Source organism: Actinokineospora sp. HUAS TT18 (assembly GCF_051364635.1).
Lineage (GTDB): Bacteria > Actinomycetota > Actinomycetes > Mycobacteriales > Pseudonocardiaceae > Actinokineospora.
The window spans coordinates 5,876,815-5,893,954 of sequence record NZ_CP195645.1; the positions used below are offsets into that span (position 1 = coordinate 5,876,815).

General features: G+C 70.6%; 17 protein-coding genes. 9 read left to right on the forward strand and 8 right to left on the reverse strand.

From position 1 onward, the window contains the following. The first annotated feature begins 40 nt into the window (after positions 1 to 40). Positions 41 to 2,032, forward strand: a complete 1,992-nt coding sequence (locus tag ACSHT8_RS27290; protein WP_436493756.1) for a thioredoxin domain-containing protein — start codon at positions 41 to 43, stop codon at positions 2,030 to 2,032. A gap of 77 nt (positions 2,033 to 2,109) precedes the next feature. Beyond that, the gene (locus ACSHT8_RS27295; RefSeq protein ID WP_436493757.1) at positions 2,110 to 2,670 is read left to right on the forward strand and encodes a hypothetical protein; all 561 of its coding nucleotides are present in this window, start codon (positions 2,110 to 2,112) and stop codon (positions 2,668 to 2,670) included. Positions 2,671 to 2,881: 211 nt separating this feature from the next. Here the strand turns inward: ACSHT8_RS27295 and trhA are convergent, their stop codons facing one another. Both trhA and ACSHT8_RS27305 read right to left on the reverse strand, forming a co-directional pair. Continuing rightward, positions 2,882 to 3,541 (reverse strand): PAQR family membrane homeostasis protein TrhA, encoded by a 660-nt coding sequence (trhA, locus tag ACSHT8_RS27300; protein ID WP_436502191.1) that lies wholly within the window; start codon positions 3,539 to 3,541, stop codon positions 2,882 to 2,884. 67 nt (positions 3,542 to 3,608) lie between these two features. Next, on the reverse strand, positions 3,609 to 4,046 hold the full coding sequence (locus ACSHT8_RS27305; RefSeq protein WP_436493758.1) for a CoA-binding protein: 438 nt from the start codon (positions 4,044 to 4,046) through the stop codon (positions 3,609 to 3,611). 43 nt (positions 4,047 to 4,089) lie between these two features. Here ACSHT8_RS27305 and ACSHT8_RS27310 point away from each other — a divergent pair, with 43 nt between their 5' ends. After that, positions 4,090 to 4,872, forward strand: a complete 783-nt coding sequence (locus tag ACSHT8_RS27310) for an isoprenyl transferase (protein ID WP_436493759.1) — start codon at positions 4,090 to 4,092, stop codon at positions 4,870 to 4,872. 53 nt (positions 4,873 to 4,925) lie between these two features. Here the strand turns inward: ACSHT8_RS27310 and ACSHT8_RS27315 are convergent, their stop codons facing one another. Continuing rightward, on the reverse strand, positions 4,926 to 5,168 hold the full coding sequence (locus ACSHT8_RS27315; RefSeq protein ID WP_436493760.1) for a hypothetical protein: 243 nt from the start codon (positions 5,166 to 5,168) through the stop codon (positions 4,926 to 4,928). Positions 5,169 to 5,738: 570 nt separating this feature from the next. Here ACSHT8_RS27315 and ACSHT8_RS27320 point away from each other — a divergent pair. Next, positions 5,739 to 7,127 (forward strand): PhoH family protein, encoded by a 1,389-nt coding sequence (locus ACSHT8_RS27320; RefSeq protein ID WP_436493761.1) that lies wholly within the window; start codon positions 5,739 to 5,741, stop codon positions 7,125 to 7,127. Positions 7,128 to 7,245: 118 nt separating this feature from the next. Here the strand turns inward: ACSHT8_RS27320 and ACSHT8_RS27325 are convergent, their stop codons facing one another. The 3 genes from ACSHT8_RS27325 to ACSHT8_RS27335 form a co-directional block, all read right to left on the reverse strand. Then, positions 7,246 to 7,611 carry an RNA-binding S4 domain-containing protein gene (locus tag ACSHT8_RS27325; RefSeq protein WP_436502192.1) on the reverse strand — a complete coding sequence of 122 codons (366 nt, stop codon included), beginning with the start codon at positions 7,609 to 7,611 and terminating at the stop codon, positions 7,246 to 7,248. Continuing rightward, entirely contained in the window at positions 7,611 to 9,047 is a 1,437-nt protein-coding gene (locus ACSHT8_RS27330; RefSeq protein ID WP_436493762.1) for a GuaB1 family IMP dehydrogenase-related protein, read from the reverse strand. The genes ACSHT8_RS27325 and ACSHT8_RS27330 overlap by 1 nt, the downstream gene beginning before the upstream one ends. 102 nt (positions 9,048 to 9,149) lie before the next feature. Beyond that, the gene (locus ACSHT8_RS27335) at positions 9,150 to 10,064 is read right to left on the reverse strand and encodes a helix-turn-helix domain-containing protein (protein ID WP_436493763.1); all 915 of its coding nucleotides are present in this window, start codon (positions 10,062 to 10,064) and stop codon (positions 9,150 to 9,152) included. 192 nt (positions 10,065 to 10,256) lie between these two features. Between ACSHT8_RS27335 and ACSHT8_RS27340 the strand changes: the two genes are divergently transcribed. Next, complete coding sequence (locus ACSHT8_RS27340; protein ID WP_436493764.1) at positions 10,257 to 10,826, forward strand: papain-like cysteine protease family protein; 570 nt, start codon at positions 10,257 to 10,259, stop codon at positions 10,824 to 10,826. 5 nt (positions 10,827 to 10,831) lie between these two features. Next, complete coding sequence (locus tag ACSHT8_RS27345; protein WP_436493765.1) at positions 10,832 to 11,530, forward strand: hypothetical protein; 699 nt, start codon at positions 10,832 to 10,834, stop codon at positions 11,528 to 11,530. 54 nt (positions 11,531 to 11,584) lie between these two features. Here the strand turns inward: ACSHT8_RS27345 and ACSHT8_RS27350 are convergent, their stop codons facing one another. Continuing rightward, the gene (locus ACSHT8_RS27350; protein WP_436502193.1) at positions 11,585 to 13,111 is read right to left on the reverse strand and encodes an ATP-dependent DNA ligase; all 1,527 of its coding nucleotides are present in this window, start codon (positions 13,109 to 13,111) and stop codon (positions 11,585 to 11,587) included. Between the two features lie 107 nt (positions 13,112 to 13,218). Between ACSHT8_RS27350 and ACSHT8_RS27355 the strand changes: the two genes are divergently transcribed. After that, positions 13,219 to 13,872 (forward strand): hypothetical protein, encoded by a 654-nt coding sequence (locus tag ACSHT8_RS27355; protein WP_436493766.1) that lies wholly within the window; start codon positions 13,219 to 13,221, stop codon positions 13,870 to 13,872. 464 nt (positions 13,873 to 14,336) lie between these two features. Continuing rightward, on the forward strand, positions 14,337 to 14,711 hold the full coding sequence (locus ACSHT8_RS27360) for a hypothetical protein (RefSeq protein WP_436493767.1): 375 nt from the start codon (positions 14,337 to 14,339) through the stop codon (positions 14,709 to 14,711). On the opposite strand, the gene ACSHT8_RS27365 is transcribed toward ACSHT8_RS27360, so the two are convergent. Next, a complete protein-coding gene (locus tag ACSHT8_RS27365) occupies positions 14,708 to 16,099 on the reverse strand; it encodes a class II fumarate hydratase (protein ID WP_436493768.1) in 1,392 nt (463 codons plus the stop codon). The two genes, ACSHT8_RS27360 and ACSHT8_RS27365, sit on opposite strands and share 4 nt — an antisense overlap. A 64-nt stretch (positions 16,100 to 16,163) precedes the next feature. Here ACSHT8_RS27365 and ACSHT8_RS27370 point away from each other — a divergent pair, with 64 nt between their 5' ends. Further along, positions 16,164 to 17,138: an NAD(P)/FAD-dependent oxidoreductase gene (locus tag ACSHT8_RS27370; RefSeq protein WP_436493769.1), complete on the forward strand. Its 975-nt coding sequence runs from the start codon at positions 16,164 to 16,166 to the stop codon at positions 17,136 to 17,138. Positions 17,139 to 17,140: the final 2 nt, after the last annotated feature.

The window sequence follows — 17,140 nt, forward strand, 5'->3', positions numbered from 1 at the left end:
ATCCGGCGCGCGGACTCATGTCATTTGAGAGGGTTGCGGCATGGCGAACCGGCTTCACCACTCGACCAGCCCGTACCTGCTGCAGCACGCCGACAACCCGGTCGACTGGTGGGAATGGGGGCTGGAGGCCTTCGGCGAGGCCGAACGGCGCGGTGTGCCGATCCTGCTGTCGGTCGGCTACGCGGCGTGCCACTGGTGCCACGTGATGGCCCACGAGTCCTTCGAGGACGCCGAGACGGCCGCGCTGATGAACGAGTACTTCGTCAACGTCAAGGTCGACCGCGAGGAGCGCCCCGACGTCGACGCCGTCTACATGACCGCCACCCAGGCGATGACCGGCCACGGCGGCTGGCCGATGACGTGTTTCCTGACCCCGGAGGGCGAGCCGTTCCACTGCGGGACGTACTTCCCGCCGACGCCGCGGCACGGGATGCCGTCGTTCCGGCAGCTGCTCACCGCGGTCCACCAGGCGTGGGCGGCCGACGACACGGAGGTGCGGGAGGCGGCTTCGCGGATCGTCGCGGAACTGGGGAAGCAGACCGCGCCGCTCGCAGTGTCCATAGTGGATGCGCCCGCGCTCGCCGGGGCCGCCGCGTCACTGCTGGGTGACTACGACCGGGTGAACGGCGGCTTCGGCGGGGCGCCCAAGTTCCCGCCGACGATGGTGCTGGAGTTCCTGCTGCGCCACCACGAGCGGACCGGGTCGGTCGAGTCGCTGTCCATTGTGGAGGGATCAGTGCGCGCGATGGCCGACGGCGGGCTCAACGACCAGCTCGCGGGCGGCTTCGCCCGGTACAGCGTGGACGCGGCCTGGGTGGTGCCGCACTTCGAGAAGATGCTGTACGACAACGCTTTGCTGCTGCGGCTGGCCGCGCACCTGGCGCGGCGGACCGGGGGAGCGCGGTACCGGGAGGTCGCGGCGGAGACCGCCGGGTTCCTCATCCGCGACCTCGGCACCGCGGAGGGCGGGTTCGCCTCGTCGCTCGACGCCGACACCGACGGCGTCGAGGGGCTCACCTACGTCTGGACGCCCGCCGAGTTGACGTCGGTACTGGGGCCGGAGGACGGCGCCTGGGCGGCGGAACTGCTGGGTGTGACAGAGGCGGGGACGTTCGAGCACGGCTCGTCCACGCTGCGGTTCCAGCGGCGGGTCGACGATCTGGAGCGCTGGGCGCGGGTGAAGGCGGCGCTGCTGGCCGAGCGCGCGACGAGGCCGCAGCCGGGCCGCGACGACAAGGTCGTCACCGCGTGGAACGGCCTGGCCATCAGCGCGCTCGCCGAGGCGGGCGCGGCTCTGGGCGAACCGACCTGGATCGCGGCCGCCGAACGGGCCGCCGACCTTGTCCTCGGCCTGCACCTGATCGACGGCAGGCTGCGCCGCACCTCGCGGGCAGGGGTCGTCGGCACGGCGGCGGGTGTCCTGGAGGACTACGGCTGCCTCGCCGACGGCCTGCTCGCCCTGCACCAGGCCACCGGCTCGACCCGCTGGCTCGACGCCGCGTGCGGGCTGCTCGACACCGCCCTCGCGCACTTCGCCGACCCGGACGTCCCCGGCGCCTATCACGACACGGCAGACGACGCCGACGCCCTGGTTTGGCGACCCGCCGACCCGGGCGACAACGCCTCCCCGTCGGGCGCGTCCGCGCTGGCTGGGGCGCTGCTCGCGGGCTCGGCACTCGCGGGCGCGGACCGGGCGGATGTGTATCGGACCGCGGCGGAGGACGCGGTGGCGAGGGCGGGCATCCTGGCGGCCCGCGCGCCCCGGTTCGCGGGCCACTGGCTGACGGTGGCGGAGGCGTTGGCCCACGGCCCGCTCCAGATCGCCATCGTCGGCGCCGGGGACGATCTGCTGGCCATCGCGCTGGAACACGCGCCCGGCGGCGCGGTGATCCTGGCGGGTGAGCCGGACAGCGCGCCCCTGCTCGACCAGCGCCCGCTCGTCAACGGCCAGCCCGCCGCCTACGTCTGCCGCGGCTACGTCTGCGACCGTCCCCGCACCGATCCGGCCGACCTGGCGGCCGCTCTCCGCTGACAGCGAAACCTCACCACTTACCCATGTATCGGCGTAACTTGAGAAGGGAAGTAATCAAGTAATCAAAGGAGCCGAACATGCGTGGGAACTGGAGCGGCCGCCCCCGCGGCGGCTGGCAGCAGACCGAGATCCCCTCCGCCGACGACGCCGCCGCCTGGTTCTCTGGCAGGCTGCCCGACGGCTGGTTCACCGGTGATCCGAGCGTCACCGTGGACCGCGAGGAGATCCTGATCGTGGGCACCCTGCCCGACCTCGACGGCGAGTACGCCGACGACGCCGCGCGCGCCGCGGCCGAGTCCGGGCGGATCTCCCGCTGGCGCGAGGACACCCGCGACGAGCGCATCGAGATCGCCCGCCAGGCCGAGCACCGCTACGCCCGCAAGGTCGCGTGGGGCGCCCGCCAGGGCAGCACCGAGGAACTGTTCACGACCCTGTCCGTCCCCGTCATGACCCGCCTGCGCCAGCCGGAACGCCTGGTGCTCGACACCCTGGTCGACGCCGGGGTCGCGCGGTCGCGCTCGGAGGCGCTGGCGTGGGCCGTGCGGCTGCTCGGCAAGCACGCCGAGGAGTGGCTCGGCGAGTTGCGCGAGGCCATGAGCAAGGTCGACGACCTTCGCAGCAAGGGGCCGGAGCTGTAAATCGGTGGCGGGCCGCGGCCGCGCTGGGTCACCCTTGCGGACGTGCTGAGGGGAGACCTGGTGCGGCCTGTCGAGACCAAGCCCGTGATCGTGCGCGCGGTCGACCTCGGCCGCGCGAGACTCGACGCGTACCTAGGCGAGCAGACGCGATGCGGCCCGGCGCGACGGCCATGGGCCCGACGCGATCACCACGCCATGGCCCGGAGGCGGGTCACGGGTACAGCGCGAACCAGACCGCGACGTAGTGGCAGATCGCGGCGATGACCGTGGCCGCGTGGAAGAACTCGTGGTGGCCGAACGTCGTCGGCCACGGGTTGGGCCACTTCGTCGCGTAGAAGATCGCGCCGATCGTGTAGAACAGCCCGCCCGCCAGCAGCAGGACCAGCGCCGCGACACCGGCGTTGGCCAGCAGCTCGGGCAGCACGAACACCGCCACCCAGCCCAGCGCGATGTAGATGGGCGTGCCCAGCCAGCGCGGCGCGTGCGGCCACAGCATCTTCAGCGCGACCCCGGCGATCGCGCCGCCCCAGACCACGCCGAGCACGATGTAGCCGGTCGGCTTGCTCATCGCGAGCAGGCTGAACGGGGTGTACGTGCCCGCGATGAACAGGAAGATCATCGAGTGGTCGAGCCGCTTCATCCACGTGCGCGCGGTCTCGGTGACCCACCAGCGCCGGTGGTACAGCGCGCTCACGCCGAACAGGCCGAGCACGGTGACGCCGTAGACCGAGGTCGCCAGCGCCGCGGTGCCCGACACCGTGAACGCCAGCGCGATGAGCGTCGCGCCCGTGACGACCGAGACGATGAACGACCAGAAGTGGATGACGCCGCGCAGCCGCGGCTTGCTGAAGCCCACCGGCGGGGCGGTCATGGTGGTCACGCCTTCGAGGTTACGGCACCGTAGGTTACGGCCGCAGAACGCTGTGGCCGGGCGCACATCACGACCATCCCGCGACCTCCCGGTGCTCGACGCGCAAACAGCGGTCCATCACCACGTCGAGCCCGCCGTCCGCGGCGATCCGCGCGCCCGGTTCGCTGATCACGCCCATCTGCAGCCACAGCGCGCCCGCGCCGATCTCGACGGCCTCCTCAGCGATCTCGGGCACGAACTCCGGCCGCCGGAACACGTCGACGATGTCGACCGGCTCGCCGATGTCGCGCAGCGAGGTGAACGCGGGCAGGCCCTCCCACGTCGCGATGTTCGGGTTCACCGGGAACACCCGCAGGCCGCTCTTGACCAGGTACGACGCCACGATGTGGCTCGGCCGCGTCGGCGTCGGACTCAGCCCGACCACCGCCACCGTGCGCGACTCGTGGACGAGCCGCTCGATGACCGTGAGGTCCTGCCATATCGGATCGATCTCCGCGCGATGCACCTGCCCAGTGTGCCCGCTCACAGGTCGACGCGGCGTACTGTGCATGGCCGTGAGTCTTCGCAGGCGAGTGGCCGACATCGTGTACGGCCTCTACGAGAAGCGGCTTCTACAACAGGCGGGCGGCCAGATCCCGCGCCACGTCGGCGTGATGCTCGACGGGAACCGGCGGTGGGCGCGCGAGGCGGGCTTCACCGACGTCAACGACGGCCACCGCGTCGGCGCCCAGCGCATCGCCGACCTGCTGGGCTGGTGCAACGAGGCGGGCGTCGAGGTGGTCACCCTGTGGCTGCTGTCGACCGACAACCTCACCAGACCCGAGTCCGAGCTGGCGCCGCTGCTGGAGATCATCGGCGACGTCGTCGACGAGCTCGCCGAGCCCGGCAGCCCGTGGCGGCTGCGGATCATCGGCGCGCTCGACATCCTGCCCAAGGACACCGCCGACCGGCTCGCCGCCGCCGCGCGGCGCTCCGAGGGGCGCACGGGCATGGAGGTGAACATCGCCGTCGGCTACGGCGGCCGCCGCGAGATCGCCGACGCGGTGCGCAAGCTGCTGCAGCAACACGCCGAGGCCGGGGGCACGATCGAGGAGCTCGCGGAAGTGCTCGATGTCGACCACATCGCCGAGCACCTCTACACCTCGGGCCAGCCCGACCCCGACCTCGTCATCCGAACTTCCGGTGAACAACGGCTCTCGGGCTTCCTGCTGTGGCAGTCAGCCCATTCCGAGTTCCATTTCTGCGAGGCGTACTGGCCCGACTTCCGCCGCACCGATTTCCTGCGCGCGCTGCGGGCATACGGAATTCGGCACCGCCGGTTCGGGTCCTAGGAAATGCCGAATGGGTGCCCCGCGCTGCGGGGCACCCTTATTCGGAATGGTTGTCAGCAGCCGCCGCAGAACGAGTGCGCGATCAGCGCCGGGGTCAGCGCGATGCCGGTGTAGGCGCCCGCGACCAGTGCCGCGGCACCCCAGCCGACCGCCCCGCCGCCGTCTGTGAACAGCTCCACGGCGTCGCCGTAGCTGGGCTGGTCGGGGAAGTCCTGGGTGTCGGCGGAGGCGAGCGGAGCGGCCACGAGGGAGAGGCCGACCAATGCGCCGGTGATGAATCCGGTCTTCTTCAGCACGGTGTTTCTTCCTTTCTCGCTGGTGCGGCGGCTCGCGGTGGAAATGCGGGCTTCGTCGCTTCGCATTTCAACGTACTCGCGACTATTTGGCTTGGCAGTGCCGATACTCCATTGAGCTACCCAGGTCATGCCGAATTCACCCGATGCGGCAAGTATCCGATTTCGTTGCGTCGGTGTCGCGTGCCACTACCGGGGAGTAGCCACCCGGTGGAACCAGGTCACGCGGAACCGCTGGTCACCGCGCGTTGTGTTTGGACGGTCACGGTGCGTCGAGCAATCACATGACGTGTTCGTGTCAGCCCGGTGACGAAATCGAGAATCACCTGTGTGGCTGTGTGCATAGTGTCGGCCCGCGCAGGTAACTTCCGAAGTGTCGGGTCGTGCCCATGGCGATCCGACCCGGGAGGCCCTGGTCGTGAGCATGACGATCGCGAGGGGGCCGGCACCCGGCCCTCGTGGCGGGAAGGTGTGACGTCGGAGAACCCCGACGATCATGCCAGACCGCCTGCCAGGGTCAGTGCCCGGCCCACCGAGGAGCGGACGCGGTGCCGTGTCCGTGAGGGAGTTGCCGTGACTGCTTCGCGTTCGTCCAGGCGCACTGCCAGCCTTTCCTCAGGCTCTTCTCGCACGTCTTCCCAGGAGGCCGACCCAGCCCGCCGCACCTATGTCCTCGACACCTCGGTCCTGCTCTCCGACCCCTGGGCGCTCACCAGGTTCGCTGAGCACTCGGTTGTCATCCCGCTGGTTGTGATCAGCGAGTTGGAGGGCAAGCGGCACCATCCGGAACTGGGCTGGTTCGCCCGGGAGACGCTGCGACTGCTCGACGACCTCAGGCTGCGCCACGGCAGGCTCGACCAGCCGATCCCGGTCGGCGAGGCGGGCGGCTCCCTGCACGTAGAGCTCAACCACTCCGACCCGTCGGTGCTCCCCGCGGGCTTCCGCACGGACTCCAACGACGCGCGCATCCTCGCGTGCGCCCTCAACCTGGCCGCCGAGGAAGCGGCGGTCACCTTGGTCACCAAGGACATCCCGCTGCGCGTCAAAGCCGGTGCGGTCGGCTTGGACGCCGACGAGTACCGGGCTGGCGAGGTCACCCCCTCCGGCTGGACCGGCATCGCCGACGTCGAAACCGGCCAGGAGATCATCGACGCGCTGTTCTCGGCCGAGGACAACACCGTCGACCTGGTCGAATGCGGGCTGTCCGACACCGAGCACCCGGTCAACACCGGCCTGCGCCTGCTGGCTGGGACCAGCAGCGCGCTCGGCAGAGTCACGGCCGACAAACGGGTGAAACTGGTCCGCGGTGATCGTGAAGCTTTCGGGTTGCACGGCCGCTCAGCGGAACAGCGCATCGCGCTGGACCTGCTGCTCGACCCGGACATCGGGATCGTGTCGCTGGGCGGACGCGCGGGCACCGGCAAGTCGGCCCTGGCCCTGTGCGCGGGGCTGGAGGCGGTCATGGAGCGCGGCCTGCACAAGCGGGTCGTGGTCTTCCGCCCGATGTACGCCGTCGGCGGGCAGGACCTCGGCTACCTGCCGGGCTCCGAGAGCGAGAAGATGCAGCCCTGGGCCCAGGCGGTGTTCGACACGCTGGAGGCGCTGGTCAGCAGGCACGTGATCGAGGAAGTGCTCGACCGCGGGATGCTGGAGGTGCTGCCGCTGACCCACATCCGCGGCCGCTCCCTGCACGACTCGTTCGTGATCGTGGACGAGGCACAGTCACTGGAACGCAATGTGCTGCTGACTGTGCTGTCCCGGTTGGGGTCGGGCTCACGGGTCGTGCTGACTCACGACGTGGCGCAGCGCGACAACCTGCGGGTCGGGCGGTATGACGGGGTGGCGGCGGTGATCGAGAAGCTGAAGGGCCATCCGCTGTTCGCGCATGTCACTCTGACCCGCTCGGAACGGTCGCCGATCGCGGCTCTGGTGACGGAGATGTTGGAGGACCACACGCCCTAGCGCCCCAGCACAAACCCCACCCGCCCTAGGGGGCCTGCCCTGCTCCAGTCTATCGGCGCAGGGCAGGCCACGGGGGTGCGCTCGTGAACCTGTGGATGGTTCAGCGGGTTGTGGATGTCTACGGCTGGCCCGTGCGGAAGCGGTCCAACACCCGCCGTTCGCGTTTCGTCGGCCTGCCCGCTCCCCGTTCGCGCTTCGCCACCGGGATCGCGGCGTCCGGGGGTGGGGCCGGTGTGCGGTCGATGAAGCAGACGGCCGCCGCCTCCGCGCCCACGCGTTTCTGGATCACCTGGACCACCTCGACCACCCGGGTCTTGTCGCCGACCCTGGCGCGCACGTGATCCCCCGGGACCACCGTGGTCGCGGGCTTGGCGGGCCGGTCGTTGACCCGCACATGCCCACCCCGACAGGCCGCGGCCGCGTCGGAGCGGGTCTTGGTCAGTCGGACCGCCCAGAGCCAGCGGTCCACTCGGGTCGACTCCATCACCAACCGCCGGGTAGGGGGCGGCCCTCGGCGAAGCCCGCGGCGGACTGGACGCCGATGACGGCCCGGTCGTAGAACTCGGTCAGTGTCGTGGCGCCCGCGTAGGTGCACGCCGATCGGACGCCCGAGCAGATCGAGTCCAGGAGGTCCTCAACGCTAGGGGCCGCCGGGTCCAGGCGCATCCGCGAAGTCGAGATGCCTTCCTCGAACAGGGCCTTGCGCGCCCGGTCGAAGCCGCTGTCGGTCCGCGTGCGCGCCGACACCGCGCGCTTCGACGCCATGCCGAATGACTCCTTGTAGAGGCGTCCCTGCTCGTCGCGGTGCAGGTCGCCCGGTGACTCGTAGGTGCCCGCGAACCACGAGCCGACCATCACGCTCGCCGCGCCCGCCGCCAGGGCCAGGGCCACGTCGCGGGGATGGCGCACACCGCCGTCCGCCCAGACGTGTTTGCCCAGTTCGCGGGCGGCTGAGGCGCACTCGGCGACCGCGGAGAACTGGGGGCGGCCGACGCCGGTCATCATCCGGGTCGTGCACATGGCGCCGGGGCCGACGCCGACCTTGACCACGTCCGCGCCCGCCGAGATCAGGTCGCGCACGCCCTCCGGGGTGACCACGTTGCCCGCCACCACCGGCACCCGCGGGTCGACCGACCGCACGGCCTCCAACGCGAGCAGCATCTTCTCCTGGTGGCCGTGCGCGGTGTCGACGACCAGGGTGTCCACTCCGGACTCCAGCAGCGCGGCCGCCTTCGCCGCCACGTCGCCGTTGACGCCGACCGCTGCCGCCACTCGCAGCTTCCCGGATGCGTCCAGCGCAGGCGAATACAGCTCCGCCCGCAACGCGCCCAACTCCGTCAGCACGCCCGCCAGCACGCCGGACTCGTCGACGGCCAGTGCCACCCGGGCGGCGCGGCCGTGAAGCCGGTCGAACACCTCGCGCGGGGCGCTGGTCAGCGGGAGTGTCACCAGATCGGGGTCGGCGACGTCGATCACCCGGGTGAACCGGTCGACGCCGAGGCATGCGGCCTCGTCCACCACGCCCAGTGGCTTGCCCTCGCCGTCGACCACCACCACCGCACCGTGGGCGCGTTTCGGCAGCAGGTTCAGCGCGTCCGCCACCGAGTCGCCCGCGGTGAGCACCAACGGGGTGTCCCACACGGTGTGGCGGCCCTTGACCCAGGTGACGATGTCGCCGACGACGCGCGGGTCGACGTCTTGGGGGAGCACGACCAAGCCGCCGCGGCGGGCAACGGTCTCGGCCATTCGGCGGCCCGCGACAGCGGTCATGTTGGCCACCACGATCGGGATGGTGGCGCCCGTCCCGTCCGATGTGGACAGGTCGACCGACACGCGGCTCTCGACCGCGGACCGGCCGGGCACGAGGAACACGTCGTCGTAGGTCAGGTCATGGTCCGGCTGGCGGTGGTAGAAGCGCACGCCACCGACACTAGTGCTGTGTCCACGAACGTTGCCAGGCTCTCGACGGCCCAGCGGAAACCTGGATCCGCCGATAGCCCGACAACGTTCATGGACACAGCACTAGCGCCAGTCGAGCCCGATCCCGGCGATTCCCGGCGTCACGGCCGGGAAGTAGGCGTTGACCATGTAGCCGCGGTCGCAGAACAGCTCGTCGGCCATCGTGGGTGGCAGCGAGTCGTTCGTGCGCACCATCTGCACTATCCGCGCGGGCAGATTGTCCTGCGGCAGCTCCAACTGCAGCAGGAACGGGCCCGCAGGCTCGCGGAACATCCGGAAGTACCCGGGGCACTCGATGCCCGAGTCGTCCTCGACGGTGTAGGTCAGCACGAATGTCTCGCCCTCGCTGAGTCTGCGGTCGAACATCAGCTCGAACATGACCCAGCCCTCCTTGCGCCGCACGCGGCCCAGCCTGCAGCCCTCGGTGGCCGTGACCAGCACCGCGTCGATGTCCAGGCCGTTCTCGCCGTGGTAGACCGCGACGTAGCGGTCGATGCCCTCGCGGTGGGCGAAGCCGACGATGCGCGTCTGGATGCGGCCTTGCGAGCGGTCCTTGGCGATGGTGACGCGCTCGTGCACGAACAGCAGCTCGATGTCGGCGTTGGCCCGGTCGGCGTCGACGCCGACCTCGGTGAACAGCTCGCGGGTGACCGGTCCTTCGACCACCAGCTCCGCGAACGAAGCCGCGTGCCGCCTGCCCCGGCCGCGCTGGCGCGGGCCGACCAGGACCACCAGCGAGTCCGGCGGCAGACCCAGCACGGTCTCCAGCCCGCGCACCGCCGTCAGCGCGTTCTGTGCGTCCGGATGGCGCAGCCCGCGCTGCCAGTAACTCAACGTCGACTCGGCGACGTGGATGTCGATGCGCGCCAAGTGTGAACGCAGTCGGGCCAGCGACAGGCCCCGGTGTTCGATCGCGCGCCGAAGTGCCAGGTGGAAAGGCCCGCGACGCAGCGCGTCGGCCAGTTCTTCCGGGGTCACCAAGCCTCACTCTCGGGGACGCGAACCGGTTCGTGAACTGCTGTGAATGTTCACAGTAATGGTGGGGGAACTGCGCGTGAAGGTGCGCGCCCACATCGGAACGCTCCAATTCCCTGAATACCCCTCTTGTTCCCATCGGCCATCCGGTCGCACCTTGAGCGCACTTCCTTATCGGCGCTCTCAGGAGGCCTGATGACCAGACCTGCTACCCGCTCGGCGCTCGCGGCCACGTTCGTGGCCCTGCTCGCCTGGCTGGTTGGTCAGACGCCGGCGGTGGCCGCCACCGCCTCGTTCTCCTTCACGATGCAAGCCCAAGAGAAGACCAACTGGTGCTGGTCCGCGTCCGGGGTGTCCATCGCCGGGCACCACGGCTACTCGGTCAGCCAGAACACGTTCTGCGCGTTGGCCAAGAACCGCAGCACCGCCTACGCCTGCCCCAACGACCAAGCGGACCTGGCCCAGGTGCGCAACGCCTTCTACAAACTCGGGTTCCCCAGCCCCGGCAGCTACATCTACAACTACCTGACCTACTCGGCGATCCAGACCCAGCTCAACGCCGAACGGCCCATCGAGACCCGCATCGGCTGGAAGTCCGGCGGCGGTCACATGCACGTGCTCTACGGCTACGACTCGGCCAAGAGCTGGGTCTACTGGGGCGATCCGTGGCCCAGCAGCTACCGCTACAACTGGGCGACCTACAACTACTACGTCAACAACTCCAGCTTCGCGTGGACGCACACGCTGACCGGGATCTCGGGGTGACGGCCATGATCAGAAGCGTGTTCATCGCGACGCTGACGGCGTTGGCGGTCGCGGGTTTCGGCGGCAACGCGAGCGCGGACCCCGGCGACGTCACGGCCGCCGACCTGGCCGCGGCCGAGCGCGCGGCCACGGCACCGGACGTCAAGGCGAAGGTGGGCCAGTTCGTCAACCGCTCGGCCTCGGTCGGCGGTTCGCCGGTCGCGGTGTACGAGCTGTCGGCGGACTTCGTCGCCGGCCGGTCGGGCAAGGTGGGCAAGCTGAGCTACCTGGCCGTGCCCGCGGACGGCGCGGCGGTGTGGACGGTGCGTGACGGTGGCGGCTCGTGGGTGGTCGCCAACATCGCCTCCGGCGACATCGAGTTCCAACAGGCCCGCAAGGTGCCCCAGGGCGGCACCCTGCTGCGTGAGCCGCAGACGAACTCTTGGTACGCGGTGGTGGGCAACAGCGTCCACCCGCTGGCAGGTGGCAAGGCGATGACGGTGGCCGAGTACCAGCGGCAGGTCAGCGCCCGCTACGCCGACAAGCTCCCGGGTTCCGCCTACGACAAGGCGGGCACCGCGGGCGGCTACGGCAACGCACTCCCGAGCGCCCAGGTGGCCCCGGACCGGGGCACACAAGGGTCCACGGCTCCCTGGATCGTGCTCGGGACCCTCGTGATCGGCATCGGCGCGGTGGCTTTCACAGCGGCGACCCGCCGAGCTTGATCACGGTGGTGGTCCGGAACCCTGCCCGGACCACCACCGAACGACCCCGGAGGCTCAGCCCTGTGCCGCCGGCAGCAGACCGCGGACGTCGGCGATCGTGTCGGCGTCCGCGGCTTGTTTGTCGGGGCGATACCGCAGCACGCGGGCGAACCGCAGCGCCACACCGCCCGGATACCGCGTGCTGGCCTGCACTCCGTCCAGCGCGATCTCGACCACGAGTTCCGGTCGCAAGTAGACAGCCCACTCGTCGGACTCCCGTTGGTACTTGGGAAACTCCTCCGTCTGCCAGCGCAGAAGCGAGTCCGTCAACCCCTTGAACGTCTTGCCCACCATCACCGGCGGCCCGCCATCCGGATCGCGCGCGCCAAGATGCAGGTTCGACAACAGCCCGGTCCGACGCCCGTGCCCCCACTCGGCGCCGATCACGACCAGATCCAGCGTGTGCACCGGCTTGACCTTCAGCCACGCCTTGCCCCGGCGGCCCGCCTGGTACGTCGAATCCAGACTCTTGACCATCACGCCCTCATGCCCCGCGGCCAGCGCCGACGCGCCGAATGCCTCCGCCTCGATCGGGGGTGGGTCGACGGCGCCGGGGATGACGTGGTCGCCGACGGCGCGGCTCAGGGCCACGTGGCGTTTCGACAGCGGCTCGTCGATGAGGTCCTCGCCGTCGAGGTGCAGGCAGTCGAAGAAGTACGGGCTCAGCAGCAGCGCGCGGACCTGTTCCTCGGTCGTGCTGCCGAAGCGGCTCTGCGTCTCCTGGAACGGGCGGGGGCGGCCCTCGTCGGTCAGCGCCAGGGTCTCGCCGTCGAGGACGACCGTGCGGCACGGCAGCTTGCGGACCAGGTCCACCAGTTCCGGGACGCTGTCGGTGATTTCGCGCAGCGTGCGGGTGTAGACGCGGACCTCGTCGTCCACTTTGTGCACCTGGATGCGCGCACCGTCCAGTTTGTACTCGATGCGGCACGGGCTCAGGTCGGCCACCGCGTCGCCCACCGACGAGCCGGGCGAAGCCAGCATCGGGCGGACGGGCCTGCCCAACTCCAACCGGACGGCGTTGAGCGCGTCGACACCGCCGTCCAGCGCGATCGCGGCGGTCTCGGGGAGCTTCCCGGACAACATGAAAGCCCGGCGCACCACCTCGGCGGGGACCGAAGCGGCCTGGGCGACCGCGTCGAGCATCACGCCCTCCAGCGCGCCCTGGCGGAGTTCGCCGGTGACGAGCGCGCGCAGGAACCGCTGTTCATCGGCGGTGGCTGCGGCGAACAGCCGGGCGACCGCGGCCGACCTCGCCGCCGCCGAACCCGCGCCCCGCGCCGCGCCGATCTCGGTGAACGCCGCGTCGACCTCGGTCACCGTCAACCCTGGTTCAGCCGCCGGGGACGGCAGGTCCGACAGCGACCGCCAGCCCGCGCCGATGCGGCCCTGCCGGATCGCGCCCGCCAGGAACGCCACGACCGCGGCCACCTCGGCCGCGCCCTCCGCCTTGCCCAACGCCCCGGCGATCGCGGCCACCTTGGCCAGCCGGGACCGAGTCGCGCCGACCTCCGCCGACACGGACACCACATCCGCGAGTCGCACCATGAGGTCATCTTGCCCCGATCAGGCGAATCCGACATCCCGCAACCTCGGCGGGGGATGGCCGTCTTTCCCGGTGGGAGCACGACGAGACCACAAGAGGGGTTTCCATGGGAGTCATCGCACGGGTAGCGCTCGGTGTCTGCGCGGTCATCGGCGTCGCGGGGTGCGCGGCCCCGAAACCGGCCGCCGCGCCGCAGTCCTCGCCCGTTGTGGCCATCCCGGCCACCACGCCGGTCCCGCGTCCGTCCGAAGTGGAGACCATGCGGAGCCCGTCGAAGGCGCAGGCGAAACCGACCAAGACCACGTCGAAGCCGACGCCGAAGCCCGCTCCGGGCGGCAACGACGTCATCGGCCCGTTCGGCTGGCAGACGCTGAAGCTCGGCATGTCCGCCGACGCCGCCGACGCGCTCGGCATGCTCGACCGCACGCTCGAAGGCGACGGCGAACTCTGCGCGCCCTGGCCCGCGCTGCCGATCACCGCGCTCGACCAGGCCGTGGTGAGCGAGGAACACGGCGTGTTCGCGATCCACCCCAAGGCCGAGGCGTGGATCCACACCCCGGAGGGCATGCACGTCGGCTGGACCGCCGCGCAGGTGGCCGCGACCTACCCCGACTTCGACCCCGCGCACATGGACTACGCGCACGGTCCGACGGTGCACGTGCCGGGAAACCCGAAAGCTTTGTACCGCATGCAGTTCAACGCGTCCGGGATCCTCGTCAAGATCATCCTTGAGTCCAGTGTGGACGTGTGCAGCGTCTGATCTCGGCGACCGCGGCACGCAGCCGGTTCGGGGAGGTCGCCGCGTAGCCGACGACGAGGGCGGGGCGTTGAGACCGACGGCCGCGAGCTCGCGGTGGAGCCCGCGGCCGACTCCTCGTTGCTCAGCGTGCCAAGAGCTTGACGGCGCTGGCTGGGTTGTCGGGGTGCTGATGCGCGGGTATGGGAGTCCGGAGCAGCTGCGCGACTCCGGCGCCGATAGAGCAGGAGTTCCCGGAAAGTGGACCACTGTGGCGGCACGTCAACCGAGCCTACGTCTGGTCCACTTCCGTCCAACCAGTGACGGGGCTCACTTGGCCAAGGGGACCAAAGGTTCGTCCCGGATGTGGTCCTTCTGAAGGGGCCACTGGTCCACGATTCTCGGTTCATGACGATCACCGTGCCCACGCCGACCCGCCGGGGGGTGGGTCAGGCGCCCTCGGGTGCGCCTTCCTCGCCATCCTCACCATGTTGGGTGAAGCGTCGTTCACCCTGTTCGCGGTCGGGCCGATCAGCGGCTCGGCGGGTTCCCGGTGGCGCTGTGGTGCCACACGATCGCGGTGGTGGCCGGGATCGGCCTGGCCGCGTCGTTCGAGACCGCGCGGCTGCCGACCGGCACCGAGTCCGTCGCGATCGTGGCGGTCGACGGGGCTGACCGTCGTCGCGTTCTGCCTCTGGTACCGCTGCGTCGAGCTGCTCGGCGCCGGGCGGTCGGCCGTGCTGATCGGGGCCATGCCGGTGTCCGGCCTAGTGGTGGCGCTGGGCGCGCAGCCGCTGACCAGCGCGGCCGTGGTGGGCGCGCTGGTCGTGTCGGCGGGCTGCGTGGTCGGACTGAAGTCCTAGCGGCCGCCGCGGGCCATCCTCAGCACGTCGAGGGCCTCATCGAGCTGGGCCTCGGTCAGCTTGCCGTCCTTGACGTGGCCCCGTTCGAGCACCACTTCGCGGATCGTGCGGCGTTCCTTGAGGGACTGCTTGGCGATCGACGCCGCCTCCTCGTAGCCGAGGTACTTGTTCAGCGGGGTGACGATCGACGGCGACGACTCGGCCTGCTCCCGCAGCCGCTCGACGTCCGGCTCCACACCCGCGATCACCTTCTCCGCCAGCAGCCGGGCCACCGCGGCGATCAGCCGGGCCGACTCCAGCACGTTGCGCGCGATCACCGGCAGCATCACGTTGAGCTGGAAGTTGCCCTGGCTGCCCGCGAACGCCACGGTCGCGTCGTTGCCGATCACCTGGGCCACGACCATCATCGTCGCCTCCGGGATCACCGGGTTGACCTTGCCCGGCATGATCGACGACCCCGGCTGCAGGTCCGGCAGCGCCAGCTCGGCCAGGCCCGTGCGCGGCCCGGAACCCAGCCAGCGCAGGTCGTTGGCGATCTTGAACAGCGACACCGCGACCGTGCGGAGCTGGCCGGACGCCTCGACCACGGAGTCCTGGGTGGCCTGCGCCTCGAAGTGGTCGCGCGCCTCGGTCAGCGGCAGGCCGGTGACAGCGGCCAGCTCGGCGGCGACCGCGGCGCCGAAGCCGTCGGGGGCGTTGAGGCCGCTGCCGACCGCGGTGCCGCCGATGGGCAGCTCACCGAGCCGGGGGAGCACCGCCTCGAGCCGCTCGACGCCGTAGCGGACCTGCGCGGCCCACGCGCCCGCCTCCTGGCCCAGGGTCACCGGCACGGCGTCCATCAGGTGCGTGCGCCCCGACTTGACCACGTCCGCCCACTGCGTCGCGCGGGACTCAATGGCCTTCGCTAGCTGCGACAACGCCGGGATGACGTCCTCGACGACGGCCTCTGTGGCCGCGACGTGGATCGTGGTCGGGAAGGTGTCGTTGGACGACTGGGACGCGTTGACGTCATCGTTCGGGTGAACGTCGCGGCCGAGGGCGCGGGTCGCCAGGGTCGCGATGACCTCGTTGGCGTTCATGTTCGACGACGTGCCGGACCCGGTCTGGAACACGTCGATCGGGAAGTGCGCGTCGTGCGCCCCGTCGGCGACCTCCGTCGCGGCGGCCGCGATGGCGTCGGCGGTGTCGTGGCCGAGCACGCCCAGCTTGGCGTTGACCCTGGCCGCGGCCGCCTTGAGCAGGCCGAGGGCGCGGATCTGCGCCCGTTCGAGGCCGCGCCCGGAGATCGGGAAGTTCTCCACGGCGCGCTGGGTCTGCGCGCGCCACAGGGCGTCGGCGGGGACTTTGACCTCGCCCATGGTGTCGTGCTCGATGCGATAGTCGGCCATACCGTCCAGTCTCACCCCGTTTTGGAAGCTGGGCATGGTCAGCTTCGGCACATAGGCTGGGGCCATGACGGCTCCGATCGATGTCGACCTGCTCATCGTGGGTGCGGGCCCCACCGGCCTGTTCGCCGCGTACTACGCCGGTTTCCGCGAACTCAGCACGGTCGTCGTCGACTCGCTGCCCGAACCAGGCGGCCAGGTCACCGCGATGTACCCGGAGAAGCAGATCTTCGACGTCGCGGGCTTCCCCGCCGTGCGCGGCCGCGACCTGATCAACTCGCTGGTCGAGCAGGCAAACCAGTTCAAGCCGACCTACCTGCTCGGCAGGCGCGCCCACGAGCTGTCCGAAGTGGATGGCAAGTTCGAGGTCGGCCTCGACGGCGGCACCGTCGTGCGCGCGGGCGCCATCCTGATCACCGCCGGAATCGGTGAGTTCACCCCGCGCCCGCTGCCCGCCGGCGACGGCTGGCTCGGCCGCGGCATGGTCCACTTCGTCCCGTCCTTCGACGTCTACCGCGACCACGACGTGGTGATCGTCGGCGGCGGCGACTCGGCGTTCGACTGGGCGCTGGCGCTGCACCCGGTGGCCCGCAGCGTCACCCTCGTCCACCGCCGCGCCAAGTTCCGCGCCATGCCCGCCACGGTCCGTCAGGTGGAGAACCTGGGCGTGCGGATCATCACCGACGCCCAGGTCACGGCGTTGCGCGGGGAGTCGGGGCTGCAGGAGGTCGAGGTGAAGGTCGGGGACTCGACGGAGGTGCTGCCCGCGCAGGCCGTGGTGGCCGCGCTGGGCTTCACCGCCGACCTCGGCCCGATCGAGTCGTGGGGCCTGAAGATCGACCACCGCTCGATCTCGGTCGACACCACGATGCGGACGGTTCGGGACCGGGTCTACGCGGCTGGGGACGTCGCGGCTTACCCGGGCAAGGTGAAGCTGATCGCGACGGGGTTCGGTGAGGCGGCGACGGCGGTCAACAACATCGCGGTCGCCCTCAACCCCGACGCGCACCTCTTCCCGGGCCACTCCAGCAACGCTGAGTGACC